This is a genomic window from Roseomonas sp. CECT 9278, from assembly GCF_918698155.1.
Classification (GTDB): Bacteria; Pseudomonadota; Alphaproteobacteria; order Acetobacterales; family Acetobacteraceae; genus Neoroseomonas.
In genome coordinates this window covers 14,078-36,897 of record NZ_CAKKLX010000013.1, presented here as the reverse complement: position 1 = coordinate 36,897, position 22,820 = coordinate 14,078, and the positions used below count along the sequence as shown (strand labels likewise).

Sequence of the window (22,820 nt, the reverse complement as noted above, 5' to 3'; positions counted from 1 at the left end):
GCGGAGCACCCCATGGACCTCCACCTCACCGGCAAGGTCGCCCTCGTCACCGGCGCCTCCATCGGGCTCGGCCGCGCCATCGCGAAAATGCTCGCGGCCGAGGGTTGCCGCCTCGCCATCCTGGCGCGCCGGCGCCACCTGCTCGACACCCTCGCCGCCGAACTCCCCGCCAGCGCCACCCCCTTCATCATCGAACAGGACATCACCGCGCCCGACGCCGCCCCGCGCATCCGCGATGCCGTGCTGAACCACTTCGGCCGCTGCGACATCCTGGTGAACAATGCCGGTGGCTCCCGCCCGCAGACCGACCTCGGCACCGATGACGTCTGGGGCGAGGCCATGCTGCTCAACTTCGAAGCCGGCCGGCGCATCACCCATGCCCTGATCCCGTCGATGCAGGCCAACAAATGGGGCCGCATCGTCAGCCTGACCGGCACCGACGAACCCTTCTCCATCAACCCCGCCAATGCCCCGAACGGTGCCGTGCACATCTGGTCGAAGGCGCTGTCGCGCACGCTGGGGCGCGACGGCATCACGGTGAACTGCGTCCCCCCCGGGCGCATCCATTCCGAACAGATCGACACCCGCCTGATGCCCACCGAGGAGTCCCGCCGCGCCTGGGCCCAGAAGGAAGTCCCGGTCGGCTACATCGGCGAGCCCGACGACCTGGCGGTGCTGGTCGCCTTCCTGTGCTCGCCGCGCGCGCGCTACATCACCGGCCAGGTGATCCATGTCGATGGCGGGACCCTGCGATCCAGCCATTGAGCAGCGGCGCATCCGGCTCCAGGCTGACCGGCACCCATCGACCAGGACGCGCCCATGACCACCAGCACGACATCGCATTCGCACCACCGTGGCGGCGGGGTGGCCGGCACGCATCTGCGCGCCGCCCTGGCGCGGTCGCGCCGCCGGCGCCGCGCCGGCAAGCCGCCTGAACCGCCCACGCTCGGCGCGCGCCTGGCGGATGGCGTCGCGGCCACCGTCGGGTCCTGGCGCTTCATCGTGGTCCAGAGCGGCCTGCTCGGCGCCTGGATCATCGGCAATGCGCTGGTCGGCAGCGGCGCCTGGGACCCCTATCCCTTCATCCTGCTGAACCTGATGCTGTCCTTCCAGGCCGCCTATACCGCGCCCATCATCATGATGAGCCAGAACCGCTCCTCCGATCTCGACCGCGACCGCGCCACCGCCGACTACCAGGTCAATATCCGCGCCGAGGCCGAGATCGCCCTGCTGCACGAGAAGGTGGACCTGCTGCGCCAGCGCGACCTGGACGAGCTGGTCGGGCTGCTGAAGGCCGCGCTGGCGCGGCTCGACGCGCGCGACGCGCCGGGGGTGCCGGCATGATCAACCTGGTCGTCCGCGGGCTGCTGGCGATGGGCGGCGCCCTGGCGGCGCTGTTCGTGGCGCGCGACAGCGCGAATTTCGGCGTGGTGCAGGGCATGCTGACCACCATCGTGCTGGTCTGCGCCGTGCTGCTGGTGGTGCTGTGGCGCTGGCGGAAGGACGAATGACGCCCTGCCGCACAGGGCCGCAAGCCCTGCCGGCGCTGCCGACCCACGGCCTCCCCGGGCACGCCCCCGCCGGCTGTCCGCGCGGTGCCGGCAGCCGGCGCCGGGCCGGCCACCGCTCGGCAGGCTTCGCGCCATGACGGCGCGCGCAGCCGCATTCGCCCGCCCGCGGCGCGCCCGGCCGGCCTGGACACCTGCCGCGCCGCAGGCCCCGCGGCCGGGCTTCGGCGCGCGCGGCGCCGCCATCGGCGCCGCATGAGCCTGCTCCATGTCCTGCTGGCGCTGATGGCGGCCTGTGTCGGCTTCGCGCTGGTCGCGCGCCGCGTGAAGCTGCCCTATCCGGTGGTGCTGGTGCTGGGCGGCATGGCGCTCGCGTTCATCCCCGGCATGCCGGAGATCGAGCTCGACCCCGAGTTCGCCCTGGCCTTCTTCCTGCCGCCGCTGCTGCAGGTCAGCGCCATCCGCACCGACTGGGCGGCCTTCCGCACCAGCCTGCGGCCCATCCTGCTGCTGGCCGTCGGCGCGGTGCTGTTCACCGCGCTGTGCATTGCCGCCGCGGTCAAGCTGATGATCCCGGGCTTTCCCTGGGCGGCGGCGATCGCGCTCGGCGCCATCGTCGCGCCGCCCGACGCGGTGGCCGCCGGCGCGGTGCTGCAGAAGCTGCGCCTGCCGCGCCGCATCGTCACGGTGCTGGAGGGCGAGAGCCTGATCAACGACGCCACCGCGCTGGTGCTCTACCGCTTCGCGGTGCTGGCGACGATGGCGGGCACCTTCTCCTGGTCGCAGGCCGGGCTGACCTTCCTGGTGGTGGCGGTCGGCGGCGCGCTGGTGGGCTGGGCGGTGGGGCGGCTGGTGGTGCTGGCCAGCGCCCGCCTGCAGGATACGCTGCTCGAGACCGCCGCATCCTTCATCGCCTGCTACGCCGCCTTCTTCGGCGCCGAGGCGCTGCACCTGTCGGGCGTCATCGCGGTGGTCATGACGGGGCTGGTGCTGGGGCGCGCGCAGAACAGCCTGTCCGCGCGCACGCGCCGGGAATCCCGCGCGGTCTGGACCTTCATCGAATTCGTGCTGAACAGCCTGGTGTTCATCCTGATCGGCCTGCAGCTGAACGGCATCCTGGACCGGCTGCACGACTATCCCGCCTGGCACCTGGCGCTGCTGGCGGTGACGCTGTCGCTGGTGCTGATCGTCTCGCGCTTCGTCTGGCTGTTTCCCGCCAGCTGGCTGCCGCGCCAGATCCCGGCGGTGCGCCGGCACGACCCGATGCCGCCCTGGGGGCACATCACCGTGCTGTCCTGGGCGGGGATGCGCGGCGTGGTCTCGCTGGCTGCCGCCCTGGCCCTGCCGGTGACCTTCCCCGAGCGCGACCTGCTGGTGTTCCTGTCCTTCGCCGCCATCCTGGCGACGTTGGTGGTGCAGGGCACGTCGCTCGAATGGCTGATCCGCCGGCTGGGCGTGGAGGAACCGCGCCGCGCCGCCATGTCGATCGACGAAGCCGCGGCACGCACGCTGGTCGCCCATGCCGCCCTGCGGGAGATGGAACGGCGCGCGGAGGACCTGCTGGCCGGCGCCATCGCCAAGGACCTGCTGGCGGAATATCGCGACCGGGTGCGGCTGCTGGACGGCATCAACCAGGGCGCCATCGCGGCCGAGCGCGCGTCGCGGCTGGACCATCGGCTGCACGCGCTGCGCGCCGGCCGCGCGAGGCTGCTGCGCCACCACGCGGAGGATGGGGTGGACGAGGAACTGATGACGCGCCTGGTGGAGGAACTGGACCTCGAGGAACTGCGCCTGCGGCGGCTGCTGGGGGCGGTGGATCGGTAGCGCGGCTCCCGGTCGGACGGACTCCTCCGGCCGGGTCAGGATGCCCATGAAATCAATGGCCTGGAGGCATCGACGCGCGCCGGTGCCAGCAGAACTGGCGCCCGGCCGCGCGGGACTCGGGCCGGCGCGCTATAGGGGGACGCATGACGCAGCTAGGCCAGGCCCTGGAGGAAGCGCGCCGCGCGCTCCTCGACCTCTCCACCCGCAACCGGCTGCTGTCGCTGCCGAAGCCCGGGCGGTCGCGCGGCGTGGTCATCCTGGACGACGAGGACGCGGATTTCGTCGCCGCCGCGCTCGGTGCCGGCCGCGCCTTCGGCTTCGAGGCGGCGGGCGAGGAAGCGCCGCCCGAGGACACCCCCGCCGAGGGCAAGCCGAAGCGCACGCGCAAGCGCACCACCAAGGCCGCCGCCAAGGCGGAAGGCGTCGCGCAGGCCGACGGCAAGGCGACGCGCGAGGACTGGCAGCGCGACGACCTGCTGCGCGTGCGCCTGGCCGCCGCCGACCTGGCGCGCCGCCTGCGCGACCTGATGACCGATGCGCGCACCGCGCGCGAGGAAACCGGCGTGCCGACGCTGTATCTCGCGCTCGGCGTGCTGTCCTGGCGCGACCCCGCGACACCCACCACCGAACGCCGCGCGCCGCTTGCGCTGCTGCCCGTCACGATCGAGCGCGAGGGCGTCTCGCAGACCTTCCGCCTGCGCGCGGGGGCGACCGAGATCGCCGAGAACCTCAGCCTGCGCGAAATGCTGAAGGTGCAATTCGGCACGACGCTGCCGGCCTTCGACGAGGCCGCCTACAACCCGACCGCCTGGGCGGCCGCCGTGGCTGGTGCTGTGAAGGATCGCGCCGACTGGTCGGTCGATGCCGACGCGCTGGCGCTCGGCCTGTTCTCCTTCGCGAAATTCCTGATGTGGCGCGACCTCGGGCCGGAGGAGAATCCCGGCCTGGCCGACCACCCGCTGGTGCAGGCGCTGGTCGGCGGCGCGCCGCTGACCACGCAGCCGACCTTCCCCGACGATGCCGATGTGGACGAAGCGATCCCGGTCGAGCGCCTGGACCACGTGGTCGACATGGACGGGTCTCAGGCGCTGGCCGCGGAGAGCGTGCGGCGCGGCGGCCATGTCGTGATCCAGGGACCACCCGGCACCGGCAAGTCGCAGACCATCGCGACCATCCTGGCGCAGGCCGTGCTCGATGGCCGCTCCGTGCTGTTCGTGGCGGAGAAGCTGGCGGCGCTGGAGGTGGTGAAGCGACGGCTCGAGAACATCGGCCTCGGCGCCGCCTGCCTCGAACTGCACAGCGAGAAGCAGTCCAAGCGGGCCGTTCTCGATGAACTGCGCGCGACGCTGGCGCTGCCGCCGCCGCCCAAGCCCAACCGCGCGGCGGTGGTGGAACGCCTCGCGACGCTGCGCGGCCGGCTGAACCGTCACGCCGCGGCGATGCGCGCGCAGGCGGGTGTCTCCGGCATCCCGCTGCACCAGGTGATCGGCACGCTGGTCGGCCTGCGCCGCCGCGGCGCGCCGGTGCCGGATTTCACGCTGGAGGCCGGCGGCTGGGACGGTGCGACCATCGCCGCGAAGCGCGACGCGGTGCGCGACCTGGCGGCGCGCGCGGTGGAAGCGGATGGCGCGCAGAACCCCTGGCGTGGCGTGGGCGCCGACCTTGGCCCCGCCGATGCCGACCGGCTGATGGCGCGGCTGCCCGGCTGGATCCGCGCCTTCGCCGCGGCCGGCGCCGCGGCGGGTGGCGTGGCGGGGCCGGCCGGCATCGCCGCGCGCCTGAAATCCGCCGCCGCGCTGCGCGAGGCACCAGCGCATGACAAGGCGGCGATGGCCAGCGCGGCCTGGCGCGCCGACCCTGCGCCGCTCGTCTCCCTGACCGAAGCGGTCGCGCAGCTCGCCATCGCGAAGCGCGACCCGCGGCTGAAGCCCGGCGCGCTGGATGTCTCGGGGCTTGAGGAAGCACGCGCGGGGCTCGCGTCGTCAGGCGGCTTCTTCGGCTTCCTCAATTCGGGCAAGCGCGCGGCGCAGGAGGTCGCGGCGCGCGTCGCGCGCGACGGCGCCGATCCGCTCGGCGCGATCGAGGCCGCCATCACCGGCCAGGCCGCGCGCGGGCGCGTGCGCAACGGCAATGCGCTGGGTGCGGCCGCCTTCGGCCGGCTGTGGAAGGGCGAGGACACCGACCCGTCCACCATGTCGGCGCTGATTCTCTGGCGGCAGAAGCATGGGCCGGAGGCGGCCGTTGCGCTGGCGGCCGAGGCCCCGACCGGCGATGCCGCCGTGCTGGAGGCCGGCGCCGCGGCCTGGACCGACCTGAAGCAGGCGACGCGCCTCGACCCGCTCGCGGCCTTCGGCACCGCGGACCCGCCCTTCGCCGCCATCGCCGACCGGCTGGGTGCCTGGGCGGAGCGGCCCGAGGCGCTGGCACCCTGGCAGGGCTGGCGGCGCGCGCTGGCGGCCGCGCAGGGGCTCGATCCCATCGTGCAGCGCCTGCAGGATGGGCGCCTGGCGCCCGAAGCCGCCGAGGATGCCTTCGCCTACGCGCTGCATGAGGGCCTGCTGCGCGCGGCCTCCGTGCAGCATCCCGACCTCGCCGCCTTCGATGCCGCCGCCTATGACCGCCTGGTCACCGAATTCCGCGACGCCGACCGCGCGCGCGTAGCACTCACGCGCACCGAGGCCGCGCGTGCCCATGCCGACCGCGTCAAGCAGGTGCGCGACGGCGCGCCCGGCATGACCGTGATCCGCGGCGAGATGGAGAAGAAGCGCGGGCATCTGCCGGTGCGCGAATTGCTCACCCGCGCCGCAGGCGCGGTGCAACAGGCCAAGCCGATCTTCATGATGTCGCCGCTGTCCGTCGCGCAGTTCCTGGCCCCGCCGCACGGCCTTCGTCCCGGCCTGTCCTTCGACCTGCTGGTGATCGACGAGGCATCCCAGGTCGAACCCGTCGATGCGCTGGGTGCCATCGCGCGCTGCCGCCAGGTGGTGGTGGTGGGCGACGACCGGCAGATGCCGCCGACCCGCTTCTTCCAGCGCATGACCGAGGAGGAGGGCGACACGCCGCCCGAGGAGGCACCTGACGCCGTGGCGGCGCGCGATGTCGAATCCATCCTGGGCCTGTGCAATGCGCGCGGTGTGCCGCGAGCGATGCTGCGCTGGCATTATCGGTCGCGGCACGAGAGCCTGATCGCGACGAGCAACCAGGAATTCTACGAGAACCGATTGCTGGTGCTGCCCAGCCCGCGCCCGCGCTCGGCGCTGCTCGGTCTGTCGCTGGTGCGCGTCGATGGCGCCTGGGAAACCGGCGAGGGCACCAACCGCGCCGAGGCCGCCGCCGTCGCCGAAGCCGTGATGCGCCACGCGAAGGAAACCCCCGGCGACACGCTCGGCGTCGCGGCGTTTTCCATCAAGCAGCGCGACGCCATCATGGATGCGATCGAGGCCGCGCGTCGCGCCGACCCGTCCGCCGACGCCTTCTTCGCCGACCACGCGGACGAGCCCTTCTTCGTGAAGAACCTCGAGAACGTGCAGGGCGACGAGCGCGACGCGATGATGATCTCGGTCGGCTATGGGCGCGACAAGGACGGGCGGCTCGCGATGCGCTTCGGGCCGCTGTCGGCCGAGGGCGGCGAGCGGCGGTTGAACGTGCTGATCACGCGCGCCAAGAAGCGTTGCGTGGTGTTCTCCGGCATCGGCGCGGATGACATCGACCTCGCACGCGCCTCGGGCCGTGGTGTCGCCGCGCTCAAGACCTTCCTCGCCTTCGCGGCCGCGCCGGCCGTCGCGCCGCGTGGTGGCGGCGACGCAGCGAGCGGCGCGCTGACCGACGCCATCGCCGAAGCCGTCACCGCCGCCGGGCGCGAGGCCGTGCCGCATGTCGGCCTGGCTGGCCTGTTCCTCGATGTCGCCGCGCGCGGCGAGACGGGCTACGACCTGGGCATCGAGGCCGATGCCGGCGACTGGGCCGCGCTGCGCTGTGCGCGCGACCGCGAGCGCGGCCGCCCCGGCGCGCTCGAGATGATGGGCTGGAAGCTTGCCCGCGCCTGGTCGCTCGCCTGGTATGCGCGGCCCGAGGCCGAGGCGGCGAAGGTGATGGCGGCGCTCGGCGCCACGCCCGCCGCGGCACCGGCCGCACCCGCCGCGCCACCACCCGAACCCGGCCTGGCCGAGCCCTATCGCGAGGCCGCGCCGGCCCTGCCCCAGGGCACGCTGGACGCGCTGCCCGCCGCCACGCTGGCCGCCGCGATCGGCGAGATCGTCGCGGTGGAGGCGCCACTCACCCCCGACAGCCTGGCCGAACGCTTGCGCCTGCTGGCTGGGCGCGAGGCGCTGGCGCCGAAGGAGAAGGACGCGATCCGCCACGCCATGGCGATGGCCCGCGCGCATCATGGCGTGACCGAGGCCGCCGGCGCGCTGGCCACGGCCGCGACGAAGGTGGTGCCGCGCGACCGGCGCGCCGCGGCCGCGCATCTGCGCCGCGCCGCCGCCGTGCCGCCGGCCGAGATTGCCGCGACCGCGCAGGCGCTGCTGGCGGCGCGGCCCCTGCTGACCGAAGCCGAGCTTGCCGCGGGCGTGCTGGCGGTGCTGGGGCTGGATGCCTCGGCGCAGGTGGCGGTGGCGGCGCGCCTGGCCGCGCTGGTGGGCGCCGGGACGCTGCGGCTCGGCGTGTCCTGACCGGGCGCTGCGCCGCGGGGTGATCCAGCGCACCGCGTGGCGCGTCGCGGGCTGCGTCGGGTGTCGTTGCAGCAGCGGCGCAATTCCCTCGGGCGCCGCGGCGCGCTACGCTCGCGCATCCGATGTCCGGCGGACCTCCCCGCCGCGCCGCCAGCGGCCGGCGGGGTGGCACGACACCGCGCCCGGACAGGCATCCCGTGCCGGAGGCATCGCATGGCCGTTCCCGCCCGCCAGGGCGCCGTCACGCGGCTGAACGCCAGCATTGCCGGCGCGCAGGACGCGCCCTCGGTCGCCGTGCTGCGCGACGGCAGCATCGTGGTGACCTGGACCGACCTCGCGGCGAATGCCGGCGATATCCGCTACCGCCAGTTCGATGCGCGCGCCGCGCCCACCACGGCCACCGACCGCACCGCCAATACCGCCACCGCCGGCCTGCAGGAGGATGCCGAGGTGGCGGCCCTGACCGGCGGCGGCTTCGCCGTGGTCTGGACCAACAGCCTGGTCGGCAATGCCGATGTCACGGCGCGCGCCTTCGCCGCCGGCGGGGCGGGCAGCACGGCCGAGGTCGCCGTCGCCACCGCTGCCGGCAACCAGCGCCAGGGCGCAATTGCCGGGACATCGAATGGCGGCTTCGTGGTGGCGTGGGAGGATGCCAGCCAGGCGGTCACCGGCGTCAGCAACACCGCCATCATGGCGCGCGGCTATGGCGCGGGCGGCGGTGCGCTCGGCGCCGGGCCCACGCGGATCAGCGGTGCGACGGGCGGCGTGGGTGGCGATGCGGCGCCGGCGCTGGCGGCCGGCGGCACCGCCCTCGTGGCCGCCTGGCAGGACGCGCTGCCGCCGGATGCGGCGATCGACGGCATCTATGGCCGTGGCTTCACCGGCGCGCTGCCGGCCGCGGTGGCGGGGCAGCCGGCGCAGCTCGATGGCGGGCCGCTCACCGCCTTCATGACCGATGCCGATGTCGCGCTGCTGACCAACGGCGTGCAGGTGACCGTGTGGGAACGGCGCGTGCAGAACGCCCCTGAGTTCACCGAGATCATGCTCCGCCGCGGCGCCGCCGTGTCGCAGGTCAACACCACCACCGCGGCGGACCAGGTCAATCCCGCCGTGGCCGCGCTGGCCGGCGGCGGCTTCGTGGTGGCGTGGGAGGACTACAGCAACGGCAATGCGAACGCCGACATCCGCGCGCGCGTCTATGACGCCGCCGGCGTCGCGACCTCGGTGGATTTCCTGGTGCCGACCACGGCGGCCGCGGTGGGGCAGCAATTCAGCCCCGATGTCGCCGGCCTCATCGACGGGCGCTTCATCGTCACCTGGTCGACGCTGACCTCGCCCGGCGGCAACAACCTCGATATCGCGGCGCAGGTCTTCGACCCGCGCAGCGCGGCACAGACCTGGCTCGGCAAGGCGTGGGGCGAGCAGTATGTCGGCACCGCCTTCGCCGACAGCCTCAATGGCGCCGCCGGCGACGACACGATCGGCGGCGAGGCCGGCGCCGATACGCTGGCCGGCGGGCAGGGCGCGGATACGCTCGATGGCGGGGCCGGGATCGACCGCCTGGTCGGCGGCGCCGGCGACGACGTGCTGGTCACCGACGCGACCGGCGATGTCGCCTATGAATTGCTGAACCAGGGCATCGACACGGTGCGGACCACGGCGGCGACCTACACCCTCGCCGCCAATGTCGAGAACCTTGAGGCGACCAGCGCTGCGGCGCATCTGCTGACCGGCAATGCGCTCGCCAACCGGATCACGGGGAATCTCGGCGCGGACACGCTGTCGGGCGGCGCCGGCGCCGATATCCTGGACGGCGGCGCCGGCGGCGACCGCATGCTGGGCGGCGCCGATGGCGATATCTATGTGGTCGACAGCGCCGCCGACGTGGTGGTCGAAGCCGCCAACCAGGGCGTCGACCTGGTCGTCGCGACCTTCGGCGCGGCCTATACGCTGGCCGCCGCGCAGGTCGAAGGGCTGCTGCTGGCCGGCGCGGTGGTCACCGGGCGCGGCAACGCCTTGGCCAACAGCATCGGCCAGCTGGCCGGCGAGGGGCTGCCCGGCGTGGCCGCCAGCACCGCCCCCGGTGTCATCCTGTATGGGCTGGGCGGCGACGACACGCTGCATGGCGGCGAGGGCGGCGACGTGCTGGTCGGCGGCGCGGGCGCCGATGTGCTGATCGGCGACTTCTTCGAAACGCCGGGCGGCGGCGACCGCTTCGTCGTCTCGCTCGCTGCCGACAGCGCGCCGGAGGCGCCCGACATCGTCGCCGACTTCCACTTCGGCCCCGCCACCGGGAATGACCGCATCGACCTGCGCGGCATCGACGCCGATCCGCTGCAGGCCGGCAACCAGGCCTTCGGCTGGATCGGCGACGCGGCGCTCGGCGGCGCGGCGGGGCGGCTGCGCGTGACCACCACCGCGCCCGGGACGCACCTGGCGGAAGGCGACATCGACGGCGACGGCGCCGCGGACGTCGCGATGCTGATCCTGACCGACGCCACCCCCGCCGCCGGATGGTTCCTGCTGTAGCGGCCGCGTGCCGAGGCGCGCGGAGACCCCGCTACGGCGCCAGCACGATCACCTTGGTCTGGCTCGGCACGATGCGCGCGCCGACGATGTTCGTGCTGTTCTGCATGGACATGGATGTCAGCCGCGTCGCCGGCGAACCGCTCACCAGCACGGTGAAGGCGCCCAGCATATGGCGCGACGGCCCCATCACCGTGCCCGACGCCACGCCCATCGCGACGCCCGCGTTGTCGCCGTTGGTCATGGGCGTGACGGTGCCCATGTTGTGCATCGGGCCGACGCCGACGATGGTGGTGAACTGGTGCGGCACCGCCGTGGGCCCCTCGGCGATGTTGGGGTAGGGGATCGGCAGTGGCGCCGGCACCGCGGGCGTCAGGCAGACATCCGGGAAGGCCATGTCCATCCCGCCCATCTGGCAATTGGCGAACATCCTGCCTGCCCTTCAGCCGAGGTGGATCTGGTCGGCGCGCAGCTTGACCAGCGCGCTGCCCTGCACCGTCACGGCATCGCCGCGCAGGTGCATGTGGCCGCTGGCGCGGTGGTCGATGTCGCGCGCGCGCACCTGGTCGCTGTCCTCGACGATGCGGATCGACCGGCGGAAGCGGCCGAGGATGCGCTGCGCCAGCGCCTCGATGGTCTCCGCCAGCAGGCTGACGCGCCCCAGGCTGGCATCGGTGCGCGCCGCCGTGACATCGAGCACGCGCGTGGTCACCTCGGTCGCGCCGGCGCGCAGGTCGAGCGTGCCGGCATCGAGGGTGAGCCGCCCGTCCGGCGCGGCGATGGTCGCATCGCCCGGCAGCGCGACGCGCATCGGCGCATCGCCCTGCCGCGCCAGCACCGCGAGGATGAAGGTCTCGCCCTCCGCACGACCGACCAGCACCAGGTCGCCGGGTGCGGGTTCCACCAGGCAGGAGAAGGCGCGCTGCGCGGCTTCCTCGTGCCCGTGGCGCAGGATGGCGAAGCCCCCGCCCTGCGGCGCCACCACGCGCGCGCTGTCGGTGAGCGGCGCGAAGCCGGTCATGGCGTTCATGGCAGGGTCTCCGGGGCGGCGGTCATGTGAAGCGCTGTTGCCATTGCTCGGCCTCGATGCGGTCGCGGTCGGGGGGCAGGGCGTGGCGACGGCCGGGGATCAGCGCGTCGCGGTCGCGCAGCTGGTGCAGGTTGGCCCGCGCCAGCGTGGCGCCGGTCAGGTCCGCCGCCTCCAGGTCGGCATGGCTGAGATCAGCATAGGTCATGTCGCAATCGACGAAGCGCGCGCGCGGCGCCGTCATGCCGGTGCAGGTGGCCTGCACCAGGATGGCGCCCTGCGCATCGGCATCGGACAGGTCGGCCCCTTGCAGGATGGCGCTGGTCAGGTCCGCGCGGCGCAGCACCGCCCGCGTCAGCACGCCGCCCAGCAGCACCGCGCGAGCCATCCGCGCGCCTTCGAAGACGGCGCCGGCCGCCTTCACCTTGGCCATCACCGCCTGCGTCAGGTCGGCCCCCGACAGGTTGCAGCCGGTCAGGTCGCAGTCGTTGAAGTGGCACAGCGCGGCGACCAGCCCGCGCAGGTTCATGCCCGCGAAGCTGGTCTTGACGAAGTTGGTGCGGAGGAAGCGCGTGCCCTCCAGCAGGGCGCGCGTCAGGTCGGCCTCGACCAGCGCGGCCTCCGTGCAATCGGCGCCCGACAGGTCGATGCCGTCGGTGCGGCACTGCACGATGTTGGCGCGCAGCAGCGACGCGCCGGCGAAGGATGCGCGCGTCAGCCGGCATTGCGCGATATTCGCCTCCGACAGGTTCGCCCGCGCGAAGATGGCACCGCGCAGGCCGGTGCCGGTGGCGGCCCAGCCGGTGCAGTCGGCCCCGGTGAGGTCGGCGCGCGACAGGGCGCAGTCGTGGAAGCTGGCCTTGGCCAGCCTGGCGCCGCACAGGTTCGCGCCGTCCATCCGCACGCCATGCAGCAGGGCCTCGGTGAAATCGGCGCCGCGCAGGTCGCAGCCCGACAGCCCGGCGCCGTCGAAGATGCCGCCGGACAGGTCGGCGCCGGACAGATCGATGCCCGTCCAGGCACGGTCGGCGCCGATCACCTCGCCGCCCTGCACCAGCGCCTCGATCTCGGCGCGGCTCATGTCGGCGTCCGGCGCGGATGGATGCGCGTGCGGGTGCGCTGGACGCGTTCGATGCGCGTCGCCTCGTCGCTGTGCACGCGGGCGATGTCGGCCTCGTACAGGCTGGTGTCGCTGAGGTTCGCCGCGCGGATGTCGGCGCGCGCCAGGCTGGCCTGCGCGAGATCCGCGCGCGTGAGGTGCGCGCCGTGCAGCGCCGCCGCGGTGAAGCGCGCGCCGCGCCCGCGCGCCAGGTCGAAGGACGCACCATGCAGGCTGCAGTCGGACAGGTCGGTGCCGGCCAGCGAGGCACCGTCGAACACCGCGCCGTCCAGCACCGCGCCGCGCAGGTTCGCGCCGTCGCAGGTCGCACCGGCGAAGCGCGCGCCGCGCAGCACGCAATCCTGCACGAAGACCGCCTGGTCCAGATGCGCCTGTTCGAAGCCCACCCCGTCGCCCGTCACGCCGATGAACGCCGCCGAGGTCAGCCTGGCGCCGGTGAAGTCGGCGCCATCCAGCGTGGCGCGGATCATCACCGCGCCGGACAGGTCCGCATGGGCGGCGCGCAGCCCGGCCAGCGACGCATCCTGCACGAACAGCCGCGGCACATGCGCCTCGCTGATGTCCGCCCCTTCGAGGATGGCGCCGGCCAGGCTGGCGCCGGCGAGATCGGCGCGATGGAAGCGGCCTCGCCGCAGGTCGGCTTCGCGAAGCACGGCATCGCGCAGGTTGGCATCGGACAGGTCCGCGCCTTCGAAGCGCGCGCGGCCGAGATTGGCGCCCTGGAGCGACGCGCCGACCAGTCGCGTGCCATCCAGCCGCGCATGCGCCAGCACCGCGCGGTCGAGCGTGGCGCCCGTGAGGTCCGCGCCGGACAGGTCGGCGCCGTCGAGCCAGGCTTCCGTCAGGTCGAAGCCCGCGAGGTCCATGCCCGACAGGTCGGCGCCGCACAGGTCGACGCGCGCGGCCTTTCCTGCGCAGGCCGCCAGCCGCGCGCGTGCCGCCGCATCCCCCGCGGCATCGCGGCGCGGCGCCGGGTCCTGCATGTCGGCGCCCATCAGGTAGCTGCGCCGCGCGGTCTCCTCGGATTCGGCGGCCTGGCGTGCCAGCGTCGGGTCGTCGAGCAGGCGGCGCTCATCCTCGGCCGGCAGGCCGCGGGCCTCGAGCTCGGCGATGCGCGCCGCCAGCCGCGCGCGCCCTTCGTCTGGGCCAAGGCGGGGCGGGCCGCTGGGCTTTGCCGACAGGTCGGGCGGCGTACCGCCGGCGGCGGCGATGCGCGGGGCCTGGGCCTGCGTGTCGCGCTTCGACTGGGCCTCGGCTTCGGCGCGCTTCTCGTCGGCCTCGCGCGCCTTGGCGGCGAGAAAGACCGGGACGTCCTTCAACGACGGCAGCGGTTCGAAGGGCGGCGGCGGCGCCAGGCCATGCGCGTCGGGGTCGATGCCGCGTTCGATCAGGTGGGCGCGGCGGCGTTCGTGCTCGCGCTGCGCGCTGGCGCGCGCCCGGCGCTGCGGCAGGCCTTCCTCGGCCAGCTTGCGGCGGAGCTCCTCGGCCGCGGGGTCGGGGCGCAGCATCTCGGCGGGCACCAGCGCCGCCTCGTCGAGCGAGGCGATCATGCCGCCTTCGGGATCGCGCCGCGCGGCGTAGGCTGCCTCGAATTCCGCGACGGCGCGCGGCGCGCCGAGGCGATCGGCCCCCAACAGCAGCGCCATGAGGTCGCGCGCATCCTCCTCCTCGGTGCGGACGCGGCCGTGGTGGACCATCACCAGCCGCTCCTGCGCCGGGAAGAACCATACGGTGGTCAGGTTCAGGGGCACGTCCTCGAAGGCATCGCTGCCGCGGCGCTGCACCAGGATGCGCGGCTGCAGGCCCGGCAGGCGGCCGGTCAGCTCCGGTTGGTCGGGATGCATGTTGGTGAAGGCGTAGTCCTCGTCGCCGGCGAGGAAGCCGGCGAAGCGCTGCTCGGGCTGCGCGGCCATGGCCATGCGGAAATCGACATCGCGCGCGAAGCCGGGGAAGTCGTTTTCCAACCAGGCCTGGTCGTGCGTGCCCGCGAGGCGCGCGCGCTGCGGCCAGGCGATGTCCATGGCGCCGAGATTCACCGGATGCGGCGCGCCATGCGGTACGCTGCCGGCCGGCAGCACGATGTTGGGCAGCGCGACGCGGAAGCCGATGCCCGGCAGCGGCATTTCCACGATGCCGCGCCCGAGCGGGTTCTCGCCGAAGGACGGCCCGCCATAGGCGCGCTCCCAGCCCATCGGCATCTCGGTGAAGGGCGCCGGTTCGGTGGGCAGCCCGTCCTCGATGTGATGGTCGCCGACCACGCCCAGGCGCCGCGTGACCGTGCCGAGCCGCGCGCCCACGCTCAGCGCGCGCACCGGCACGCCGCCGGGGGCGAAGGCGCTGCCGGTCACCAGGAATTCCGCCGTGGGCTTGGGCAGCACGATGTCGATCGGCTGGGTGGGCGGCAGCACCTGCGGCAGGAACTGCCACATCGCGACCTCGCCGAGCAGCGCCGGCGCCTCGCCCATCGGGCAGAAGCTGAGCGCGGCGACGCTGAGGTAGTGGCGCCGGCGGAACTCCGAGGGCCTGGTCATCAGGCCGAGGGCGAGCGGCTTCTCGACCCTCATGCGCGGATCGATCCTGTCGGGCAGCGGCGATCGCGGCGCGTCATGTACGGCGTGCTCATGATGTCACCGGAAGATCGTCATCAGCCCGGTCTGGATATAGGTCGCGTAGGTGCCGAGCTGCGTGACGACATCCTGCATGGAGACCACGTGATTCTCGTCCGAGAACTGCTTGTTCGACACCTGCGCGACGCCGACATTGGCCACGAAGGGGACGAAATTCATCGTCACGAAGCCGACATTGATGGTGTAGCCGGCGACGTTCACCACGGTCGCGAAGGCGTTGGTCGCGAGCAGCGCCTGGTAGTTCACGGTCAGGTAGAAGCTGCCGTAGCCCGACCCCTGGTCCCAGTCATAGACCTTGGTGTAGCGGTTGTGCGCGGTGCTGTCGGTGGTGACGGTGGGCGCCTTCAGCGTGATCTCGCTGTCCGAATTCACCAGCACCGCGCCGGACACGTTGATCGTGACCGCGCCGCTGACGGATTCGTTCACGTCGCCGCGCACGGTGCGCGTTTCGCTGCCGTCGATCGTGTCCATCGCATGGCCGGTGATGGTGACCTTGCGGTCGCCGCCGATCGTCACCGTCTCGTGGCGCTTGATGGCGGTGGTGCGGTCGCCGGTCCCGCCGCCGATGCCCACCGTGCGGGTCTCGCTGTTCTCGACCTCGACCACGTAGTCGCGCTCGGCATGCAGCAGCACCTGCTCGGCGCCGATGGCGTCCTCGAAGCGCAGCTCGTTGTAGTTGTCCGCCGTGCCGCCCGGCGTCGACCGGGTGCGGATGCCCGATTGCGTGGCGCCGGCCGGCAGCGCATAGGGCGGCATCTCGTCGGTGTCGTAGACCCGCCCGGTGATGATCGGCCGGTCGGGATCGCCGTTGAGGAAATCGACGATCACCTCCTGCCCCACGCGGGGCACATGCACCTGGCCAAAGCCCGCGCCGGCCCAGCCCTGCGAGACGCGGATCGGCACCGCGGTCGAGACCACCGGCGCGCCGGCGGGCGCGCGGTCCCACTGGAACTGCACCTTCACCCGGCCGTATTCGTCGGTGTCGATCTCCTTGCCGTCGTCGCCCACCACCAGCGCGCTCTGCGGCCCCGGCACCTTCGGCTTGCGCGTCACGCGGTCGGGCCGGAACGGCACCACATGCGGCACGCAGTCGAAGTCGTTGGTGCAGGACGGCGCGGGCGGGGCGGTGCCGTCGGGATGGCGCAGCGCCCATTCCTCGGTCGTCCAGTTGGAGTGGTCCTGCACGTGGTGGCGGATGCCGATGACCAGGTAGTCGGCGGCCGCGGCCTCGGTGTCGGGCTGGACGCGCAGCTTGGTGCCGGCATCCAGCCCCGCCGCCACGCCGGCGCCGCTCCAGCGTTCCCAGTGCGATTCCTCGATCTCGATCAGGCGTGTCGCCATCAGGTCCGCATCGTGCTGGCCGACCTGGCCCTCGGCCGAACCATTCCCGTGGCTGCGCAGCCGCGCCATGTAGTTGCCCGGGAAGCGGTAGCGTTCGAAGCGCGTGAACTGGTCGACCACCGCGGCATCGGCGCCGGCCACGCCGGCGAAGCTTTCGGTCTTGTCCCAGGCGCGCTGCGGGCGCGTCAGGTTGTGGTCGCGCACCGTCCAGGTGCCGGTGCGGAAGGTATAGGCCTCCGAGAAGCTCTCGGTCACGCCGTCGCCGGGCACCAGCGTGTCGAAGGCCGGGTGCGGTATGCGCACGTTGTTGTTGTTGTCGGTGAAGCACAGCGTATGCGCGATGTCGGTGTGCTCGTGCCAGTAGAAGATGCCGGCGTGTTCGAGCAGCCGGGAGACGAAGTCGAGCGCGGTCTCGTCGTACTGCACGCAGTATTCCAGCGTGCCATAGGCCTCGGGCACCACGATCCGGTCGGAAAACGCGATGTGGTGTTCGTTCAGCACGGTGGCGACGATCTGCGGGATGGTCTGGTCGTGGAAGATGCGGAAGTCGGAGGTCTGCGACAGGAACCACAGCCGCGGCACCACCTCGGCCTCCCATTCCAGGATCCGGCCGTCGCGCCCGATCCGCCCGGCGCGCGCGATGCGCCGGAAATGCCCGTTCAGCGGCCGTCGCCGCAGCAGGTCCGGCGCCGTCGCCCCCGGCAGGCCGAAGAACAGCGTCACGTCGGTGCCGATCAGCGCCTTCACCGCCGCGACCGGCGCCTCGGTCGCGAAGCGGATGCGATACACGAAGGGCGCGCAGAGCCGGTCCTCGCCATCCAGCGAGGTCAGCATGGCCGGCCAGGCGCCCAGCGCCGTGCGCATCGCGAGCAGGCAGTTCGACTGGTCGTAGGTCGGCACCGTGTCGGCTCCTCGGCTGGTCGGGGCGTCAGGCGGGCGGCGGTGCGGCCCCGCGCGCCGCCTTCAATTCGTCGCGGATCTCCGCCAGCAGCTTCTCCGACGCCGTGGGCCCCGGTGCGGTGGTGGCCTTCTCCACCGCCTGGGAGGCCTGCAGCTTGCTCAGGATCTTGACCAGCCAGAACACCGCGAAGCCGACGATGACGAACTTGATCACCGCGTTCAGGAACGACCCGATCGCCAGCACGGATGCGCCGCCCTGGCGCGTCGCCTCCAGTGATGCACGGCGTTCGCCGAACAGCACGACGAACAGGTTCGAGAAATCGATCCCGCCCATCAGGATGCCCACGATCGGGTTCAGCAGGTCCTCGACCAGCGATGTCACGATGGCGGTGAAGGCCGCGCCGATCACCACGCCCACCGCCAGGTCGATGACGTTGCCGCGCATGATGAAGGCCTTGAATTCCTTCAGCCAGGCCGGCTCCTTGATCGGGATCTGGCTGGTGATCTTGTTCGCGAGGTCGCTCATAGGCCCCTGTCTCCCTGGCGTGGCGAATCCGGCATGGCGTGCAGGCTGGCGCGATCGTGCCGGGAACTCAACGGCCGGATGCCCCGCCCAGCCTCACGCATCGTCGATCCCGCCCGCGGTGGCGGGCGCGAGCAGCGCGCGGACATAGGCGATGTCCCGCCGCAGCGCGAAGACATGCCGCCGATACGCGACCGGCAACGTCATCCGCGCCACCCGCGCGTCCAGCGCCTCGAGCCGGCCGCGCAGCGCCGCGCGCGCCGGTCCGTCGCCGTCGCGCTCGGCCTCCGCCTCGATCCGCCGCAGCGTCTCGTAGTGCCGCCACACCCGCGTCTCCATCTGCCAGGCGTACAGCGTGGGGCCGAAGCGGATCAGCGGCAGCGCCAGGCCCAGCACCGGCAGCAGCACGAACAGCAGGCGTTCGACCCAGACCGCGACCCAGAAGGGCAGCCAGCGCTGCAGCGCGCTGCGCCCGCGCGCGTAGTAGCGCTCGGCATCCGCGTTCATCGGCAGGTCCTGCGCCAGCGCATTGGGGAAGGCGCCCTCGGCGGCGAACAGGGTGCGGGGCCGATGGACCTCCTGCATGATGCCGACCAGCAGGGAGACCACCTGCGGGTGGATGTCCTCATGCGCCACCACCGAGGCCACCGGGGCGAGCAGCGTGGCGCTGCGCCCGGGCAGGTCGGCGGCCAGCGACACCCCGCCGCGCGGCAGTCGCACCGTCGACAGGAAGGGCAGGTGGACGCCATAGGCCTCGGCGCGTTCGCCGAAGTCGAGCAGCCGCACGCCCGCATCGCCGCGCATCAGCATCGCGACCCCGCCGCCGATGCGCGCCGAAACCAGGATGGCGGCATCGACGCTGCCCTCCATCAGCGCCTGCGCCGCGGCGGCGCCGCCCAAGGCCTGGGGTTCGACATCCGCCGGGCCCAGGTCGTTGGCCGCCAGCATGGCCAGCGCCAGCACCCGCGTGCCGCTGCCCTCGGTGCCGACCGCCACGCGGCGCCCGCGCAGGTCGGCCAGCCTGTCGATGCCGCGGTCGGTGCGCAGGAAGGCCCAGACCGGCTCGGCGAAGACCGCGCCGAGGGATTCGAGCCCCGCATCGCGCCCCGGATCGGCGGTGCCGCCCTGCACCAGCGCGATGTCCACCTGGCGCGCGCGCAGCAGCGCCAGGTTCTCGACCGATCCCTGGGTCGGCACGCGCTGGACCCGGAAGCCGGTCGCCGCCAGGCGCTGGGCATAGGCCTCGGCGGCCAGGGTATAGGCGGAATCGGGCACGGTGCCGGTGGCGATGCGGATCTCGCGCGGCGGCGCCGGTGCCGCCAGCGAATAGCCGAGCCCCCCGCAGGCCAGCAGCAGCGCCGTCGCGCTGAACGCCCAGTGCCGGATCAGCCAATGGAGGACACGCTGCATCGCGCCGGACCATGCGATGCCCGCGCCGCGCCGTCCATGCGGTTGGCAGGCGGGCGCGGCGGCGGCATCCTGCGCGCATGACCGCACCCTTCGACCAGCACGTCACCTTCCTCTATGCCGAGGACCCCGAGGCGTCCTGGCGCTTCTACGAGGATGTGCTGGGCCTGGAGCTGGCGCAGGACCAGGGGTCGTGCCGCATCTACGCGGTGGCCCCGGGCGGGCGGGCGTATCTGGGCGTGTGCCGCGCGCGCGGGCCGCGCGTGAGCGACAACCCGCGCGTGCAGGGCGGCGCCGTCATCACCTTCGTGGCGCAGGACGTGGAGGGCTGGCACGCGCGCCTGGTCGCCGCCGGGGTCACGCCGGACAAGGCGCCGGCCTATTCCGAGACCTACCGCGTCACCTCCTTCTTTTTCCGCGACCCGGCCGGCTACACGCTGGAGGTGCAGCGCTTCGAGCGCCCCGACTGGCCGCCGCCGGGCGCCTGAGCGGCGCTGCGCCGCCGACGCGCCGTCCTCCGCAGCGCGACGGCGGCCCGCCCACCCTGCTGATGCGCGTGGCCGCATCAGGGAGAGTGCGGTGCCGTCATGCGCGAACGCGATCTGAGCGGCCGCAGCACAGGATTCCCATTCCCCTGCGCCGCCGGACAGGGCAGTCTCCCGCCCAACGAACCTGGGAGACTTCCGGACTTGGCCGAATTCTGGGCCGAATGGGGCGACTACGCATATCTTGCGGCTGCGCTCTGGGCATTCTTCGAAGGGGAAACCTTCGTCCTCGCAGCATCCGCCATCGGCGCCACGATGGGGCTGGTCGACCCGTGGATGCTGATGTTCTCGGTGTGGATCGGCTCCTACCTGGGGGACCAGACCTGGTTCTACCTGGGGCGACGCTACGGGCCCGCCATCCTGCGGCGCTTTCCCAAGTCGCAGCCGCGGGTCGAACGCGCCAATGCGCTGCTCGAACGCTATGGCACGCTGTTCATCCTGTCCTTCCGCTTCCTGTACGGCGTGCGCAATGTCGCCTCGGTGGTGTGCGGGCTGGCGGGGTATCCGAAGCTGCGCTTCGCGGTGCTGAACTTCATCGCGGCCGGCGTCTGGGCGGGGTCCTTCGTCGCGGCGGGATGGTTCCTGGGCGCCTGGCTTGGGGTCGAACGGCTGTTCTGGTCGATCTGCGCCATCGCCGCCTCGGCGCTCGCGTTCTTCGTGGTGCGGCATTTCTGGCAACGCGCGCGCGCCACGCCGGGCGTCACGCCGGGCTGAAGGCGGGTTCGCGGGCCGGGCACGCCCGCGGCATGGACCCGCCGGGTCGCCGGTATCCGGCGGCCCACCGCCATGCACTGCCGGTCGTGCGGAACCGGGCTGCGGCCCCGAGCGACCGGATGGCGCGCTACCGGGCCAGCATTGTCGTCGGCAGCCAGGTCACGATGCCCGGGAACACCGTGACCATGGCCACGCCCACCAGCATCAGGAAAAAGAATGGCATGGTGTTCTTCGCGACCTCGAAGATGCCCTTGCCGGTCAGCCCCTGCAGCACGAACAGGTTGAATCCGACCGGCGGCGTGATCTGCGCCAGTTCCACCACCAGCACGATGAAGATGCCGAACCACACCAGGTCGAAGCCGGTGCTGGCGATGATCGGCAGCACCACCGACACGGTCAGCACGATCATGCTGATGCCGTCGATGAAGCAGCCCAGGATCAGGTAGATCACGGTCAGGCAGGCGATGATCATGAAGGGGCTGAACCCCTGCGCGCCGACCCAGGCCGCCATCGCCGCCGGGATGCCGGAATAGGCCATGGCCTGCGTGAGAAACGCCGCACCCGCCAGGATCAGGTTGATCATGCACGACAGCCGCACCGCGCCCATCAGGCTGGCGGCGAAGGACCCCCAGTTCAACGACCCGCCCCAAGCCGACAGCGCCAGCGCGCCGATCACGCCGAACACCGCGGCTTCCGTGGCTGTCGCCCAGCCCGCATAGATGCTGCCCATCACGAAGGCGATCAGCATCACCACCGGGATCAGCTGCCCGCTTTCGCGCAGCTTCTTCGCAAACGGCATGGGCGGGTCGGCCGGTGGCGTCAGCGTCGGGTTCATCAGCGACCAGATCGCGATGTAGCCGCTGAACAGCACCATCAGCATGATGCCCGGCAGCACGCCGGCGATGAACAGCCGCACGATGCTGACTTCCGCCGCCACGCCATAGACGATCATCACGATGGATGGCGGGATCAGCAGCCCCAGCGTGCCGGCGCCCGCCAGCGACCCGATCGCCATCGGCACGTGGTAGCCGCGCTGCGTGAGCGCGGGCAGCGACATCTTGCCGATGGTCGCCGCGGTGGCGGCGGAACTGCCGGACACGGCGGCGAAGATGCCGCAGCCGATCACGTTCACATGCATCAGCCGCCCCGGCAGGCGCTGCACCCAGGGTGCCAGGCCGCGGAACATGTCCTCGCTGAGCTTCGTGCGGAACAGGATCTCGCCCATCCAGATGAACAGTGGCAGCGCGGCCAGCGTCCAGGACGCCAGCGACTGCCAGATCGCGGTGCCCATCACCTTCTCGGCCGGGAAGGTCGGCATGGACGGGATCAGCATGGGCAGCACGACAATGCCGCACAGCCCGACCAGCGCCAGCGCCAGCCCGATCCACACGCCGAGCCCGAGGAAGACGAACAGAAGCCCGAGCAGCAGGATACCCGCTTCGGTCTGGGCGAGTTCCATCAGATTTCTTCCCCGGCACGGGCCAGCGCATCGGCTTCCGCCGCCCGGCGATAGGACGGCGTGCCGCCCGACAGATGCACCACCAGGTCGTCCAGCAGGCAGATCGCGAACAGGGCCACGCCCGCGCCGACCAGCCCCTGCGGCACCCACAGCTTCCACGCGACCGACCCCTGCGCGACATCCTCGAAGGCGAAGCTGTCGGTCGCCAGGTCGATCATGGCGTAGGCGAAGAAGCAGCACAGCGCCGCCGAGATGCCGATGGCGATGGTCTCCATCACGAAGCGCGCGCCGCCGCGCAGCCGCCCGATGATCAGGTCCACGCGGATATGCGCCCCATGGCGGAAGGCATAGGCCAGCGGCAGCGTCGCCGATGCCGCGACCGAAAACGCCGTCAGGTCATCCGCCCCGAGCACCGTGGCGCCGAACTGCCGCCCGATCACCTGGGTCGCGATGATCGCGCCGATCGCCGCGAGTGCCACGCCGCCGGCGATCCCGCCCAGCAGGTACAGCGCATCGAGTGCGCGGCGCAGGCCGGTCATGGCGCGCACCGCCGGCCGTCAGGGCGAATCATCATGCTGCTTCCAGTCTTGCTGTGTCGGGGCCCGCGCGCCGCGGGCCCCGGCCGT

The 22,820-nt window shown here is 72.6% G+C and carries 17 protein-coding genes; 8 read left to right on the top strand and 9 right to left on the bottom strand.

The window, feature by feature from the left end; translation table 11 throughout:
* The first annotated feature begins 12 nt into the window (after positions 1 to 12).
* The 6 genes from LQ222_RS10855 to LQ222_RS10830 all read left to right on the top strand — a co-directional run bounded on the left by LQ222_RS10855 (position 13) and on the right by LQ222_RS10830 (position 10,534).
* A complete protein-coding gene (locus tag LQ222_RS10855) occupies positions 13 to 765 on the top strand; it encodes an SDR family oxidoreductase (protein WP_230166388.1) in 753 nt (250 codons plus the stop codon).
* A gap of 54 nt (positions 766 to 819) precedes the next feature.
* Positions 820 to 1,344, top strand: coding sequence for a DUF1003 domain-containing protein (locus tag LQ222_RS10850; protein ID WP_230166387.1), 525 nt, complete (start codon positions 820 to 822; stop codon positions 1,342 to 1,344).
* Positions 1,341 to 1,511 (top strand): hypothetical protein, encoded by a 171-nt coding sequence (locus tag LQ222_RS10845; RefSeq protein WP_230166386.1) that lies wholly within the window; start codon positions 1,341 to 1,343, stop codon positions 1,509 to 1,511. Before LQ222_RS10850 ends, LQ222_RS10845 begins: the two co-directional genes overlap by 4 nt.
* 252 nt (positions 1,512 to 1,763) lie before the next feature.
* The gene (locus tag LQ222_RS10840) at positions 1,764 to 3,332 is read left to right on the top strand and encodes a Na+/H+ antiporter (RefSeq protein WP_230166385.1); all 1,569 of its coding nucleotides are present in this window, start codon (positions 1,764 to 1,766) and stop codon (positions 3,330 to 3,332) included.
* A gap of 143 nt (positions 3,333 to 3,475) precedes the next feature.
* On the top strand, positions 3,476 to 8,005 hold the full coding sequence (locus tag LQ222_RS10835; RefSeq protein WP_230166384.1) for a DUF4011 domain-containing protein: 4,530 nt from the start codon (positions 3,476 to 3,478) through the stop codon (positions 8,003 to 8,005).
* 213 nt (positions 8,006 to 8,218) lie between these two features.
* A complete protein-coding gene (locus tag LQ222_RS10830; protein ID WP_230166383.1) occupies positions 8,219 to 10,534 on the top strand; it encodes a calcium-binding protein in 2,316 nt (771 codons plus the stop codon).
* Between the two features lie 31 nt (positions 10,535 to 10,565).
* Here LQ222_RS10830 and LQ222_RS10825 read toward each other — a convergent pair whose 3' ends face one another.
* The 7 genes from LQ222_RS10825 to LQ222_RS10795 all read right to left on the bottom strand — a co-directional run bounded on the left by LQ222_RS10825 (position 10,566) and on the right by LQ222_RS10795 (position 19,479).
* A complete protein-coding gene (locus LQ222_RS10825) occupies positions 10,566 to 10,961 on the bottom strand; it encodes a DUF4150 domain-containing protein (RefSeq protein ID WP_230166382.1) in 396 nt (131 codons plus the stop codon).
* 12 nt (positions 10,962 to 10,973) lie between these two features.
* On the bottom strand, positions 10,974 to 11,561 hold the full coding sequence (locus tag LQ222_RS10820) for a DUF3540 domain-containing protein (RefSeq protein WP_230166380.1): 588 nt from the start codon (positions 11,559 to 11,561) through the stop codon (positions 10,974 to 10,976).
* Between the two features lie 22 nt (positions 11,562 to 11,583).
* Positions 11,584 to 12,639: a pentapeptide repeat-containing protein gene (locus LQ222_RS10815; RefSeq protein WP_230166378.1), complete on the bottom strand. Its 1,056-nt coding sequence runs from the start codon at positions 12,637 to 12,639 to the stop codon at positions 11,584 to 11,586.
* A complete protein-coding gene (locus LQ222_RS10810) occupies positions 12,636 to 15,242 on the bottom strand; it encodes a DUF2169 domain-containing protein (protein ID WP_230166376.1) in 2,607 nt (868 codons plus the stop codon). The genes LQ222_RS10815 and LQ222_RS10810 overlap by 4 nt, the downstream gene beginning before the upstream one ends.
* Before the next feature lie 63 nt (positions 15,243 to 15,305).
* Positions 15,306 to 17,546: a type VI secretion system Vgr family protein gene (locus LQ222_RS10805; RefSeq protein ID WP_230166374.1), complete on the bottom strand. Its 2,241-nt coding sequence runs from the start codon at positions 17,544 to 17,546 to the stop codon at positions 15,306 to 15,308.
* 28 nt (positions 17,547 to 17,574) lie between these two features.
* Complete coding sequence (gene mscL, locus LQ222_RS10800; protein ID WP_230166373.1) at positions 17,575 to 18,072, bottom strand: large conductance mechanosensitive channel protein MscL; 498 nt, start codon at positions 18,070 to 18,072, stop codon at positions 17,575 to 17,577.
* Between the two features lie 93 nt (positions 18,073 to 18,165).
* Positions 18,166 to 19,479 (bottom strand): TAXI family TRAP transporter solute-binding subunit, encoded by a 1,314-nt coding sequence (locus tag LQ222_RS10795; protein ID WP_230166372.1) that lies wholly within the window; start codon positions 19,477 to 19,479, stop codon positions 18,166 to 18,168.
* Between the two features lie 77 nt (positions 19,480 to 19,556).
* Here LQ222_RS10795 and LQ222_RS10790 point away from each other — a divergent pair, with 77 nt between their 5' ends.
* Together LQ222_RS10790 and LQ222_RS10785 are read left to right on the top strand one after the other, a co-directional pair.
* Complete coding sequence (locus tag LQ222_RS10790) at positions 19,557 to 19,964, top strand: VOC family protein (protein ID WP_230166371.1); 408 nt, start codon at positions 19,557 to 19,559, stop codon at positions 19,962 to 19,964.
* Between the two features lie 201 nt (positions 19,965 to 20,165).
* Positions 20,166 to 20,735, top strand: coding sequence for a DedA family protein (locus LQ222_RS10785; protein WP_230166370.1), 570 nt, complete (start codon positions 20,166 to 20,168; stop codon positions 20,733 to 20,735).
* Positions 20,736 to 20,862: 127 nt separating this feature from the next.
* Here LQ222_RS10785 and LQ222_RS10780 read toward each other — a convergent pair whose 3' ends face one another.
* Complete coding sequence (locus LQ222_RS10780; RefSeq protein ID WP_230166369.1) at positions 20,863 to 22,194, bottom strand: TRAP transporter large permease; 1,332 nt, start codon at positions 22,192 to 22,194, stop codon at positions 20,863 to 20,865.
* Positions 22,194 to 22,733, bottom strand: coding sequence for a TRAP transporter small permease (locus LQ222_RS10775; RefSeq protein WP_230166368.1), 540 nt, complete (start codon positions 22,731 to 22,733; stop codon positions 22,194 to 22,196). The genes LQ222_RS10780 and LQ222_RS10775 overlap by 1 nt, the downstream gene beginning before the upstream one ends.
* Positions 22,734 to 22,820 lie beyond the last annotated feature (87 nt).

Bases quoted from the DNA above. Each gene is read 5' to 3' on its own strand.
- LQ222_RS10855 (WP_230166388.1), top strand. From the start codon at position 13: ATGGACCTCCACCTCACCGGCAAGGTCGCCCTCGTCACCGGCGCCTCC.
- LQ222_RS10850 (WP_230166387.1), top strand. From the start codon at position 820: ATGACCACCAGCACGACATCGCATTCGCACCACCGTGGCGGCGGGGTG.
- LQ222_RS10845 (WP_230166386.1), top strand. From the start codon at position 1,341: ATGATCAACCTGGTCGTCCGCGGGCTGCTGGCGATGGGCGGCGCCCTG.
- LQ222_RS10840 (WP_230166385.1), top strand. From the start codon at position 1,764: ATGAGCCTGCTCCATGTCCTGCTGGCGCTGATGGCGGCCTGTGTCGGC.
- LQ222_RS10835 (WP_230166384.1), top strand. From the start codon at position 3,476: ATGACGCAGCTAGGCCAGGCCCTGGAGGAAGCGCGCCGCGCGCTCCTC.
- LQ222_RS10830 (WP_230166383.1), top strand. From the start codon at position 8,219: ATGGCCGTTCCCGCCCGCCAGGGCGCCGTCACGCGGCTGAACGCCAGC.
- LQ222_RS10825 (WP_230166382.1), bottom strand. From the start codon at position 10,961: ATGTTCGCCAATTGCCAGATGGGCGGGATGGACATGGCCTTCCCGGAT.
- LQ222_RS10820 (WP_230166380.1), bottom strand. From the start codon at position 11,561: ATGAACGCCATGACCGGCTTCGCGCCGCTCACCGACAGCGCGCGCGTG.
- LQ222_RS10815 (WP_230166378.1), bottom strand. From the start codon at position 12,639: ATGAGCCGCGCCGAGATCGAGGCGCTGGTGCAGGGCGGCGAGGTGATC.
- LQ222_RS10810 (WP_230166376.1), bottom strand. From the start codon at position 15,242: ATGAGGGTCGAGAAGCCGCTCGCCCTCGGCCTGATGACCAGGCCCTCG.
- mscL (WP_230166373.1), bottom strand. From the start codon at position 18,072: ATGAGCGACCTCGCGAACAAGATCACCAGCCAGATCCCGATCAAGGAG.
- LQ222_RS10795 (WP_230166372.1), bottom strand. From the start codon at position 19,479: ATGCAGCGTGTCCTCCATTGGCTGATCCGGCACTGGGCGTTCAGCGCG.
- LQ222_RS10790 (WP_230166371.1), top strand. From the start codon at position 19,557: ATGACCGCACCCTTCGACCAGCACGTCACCTTCCTCTATGCCGAGGAC.
- LQ222_RS10780 (WP_230166369.1), bottom strand. From the start codon at position 22,194: ATGGAACTCGCCCAGACCGAAGCGGGTATCCTGCTGCTCGGGCTTCTG.
- LQ222_RS10775 (WP_230166368.1), bottom strand. From the start codon at position 22,733: ATGACCGGCCTGCGCCGCGCACTCGATGCGCTGTACCTGCTGGGCGGG.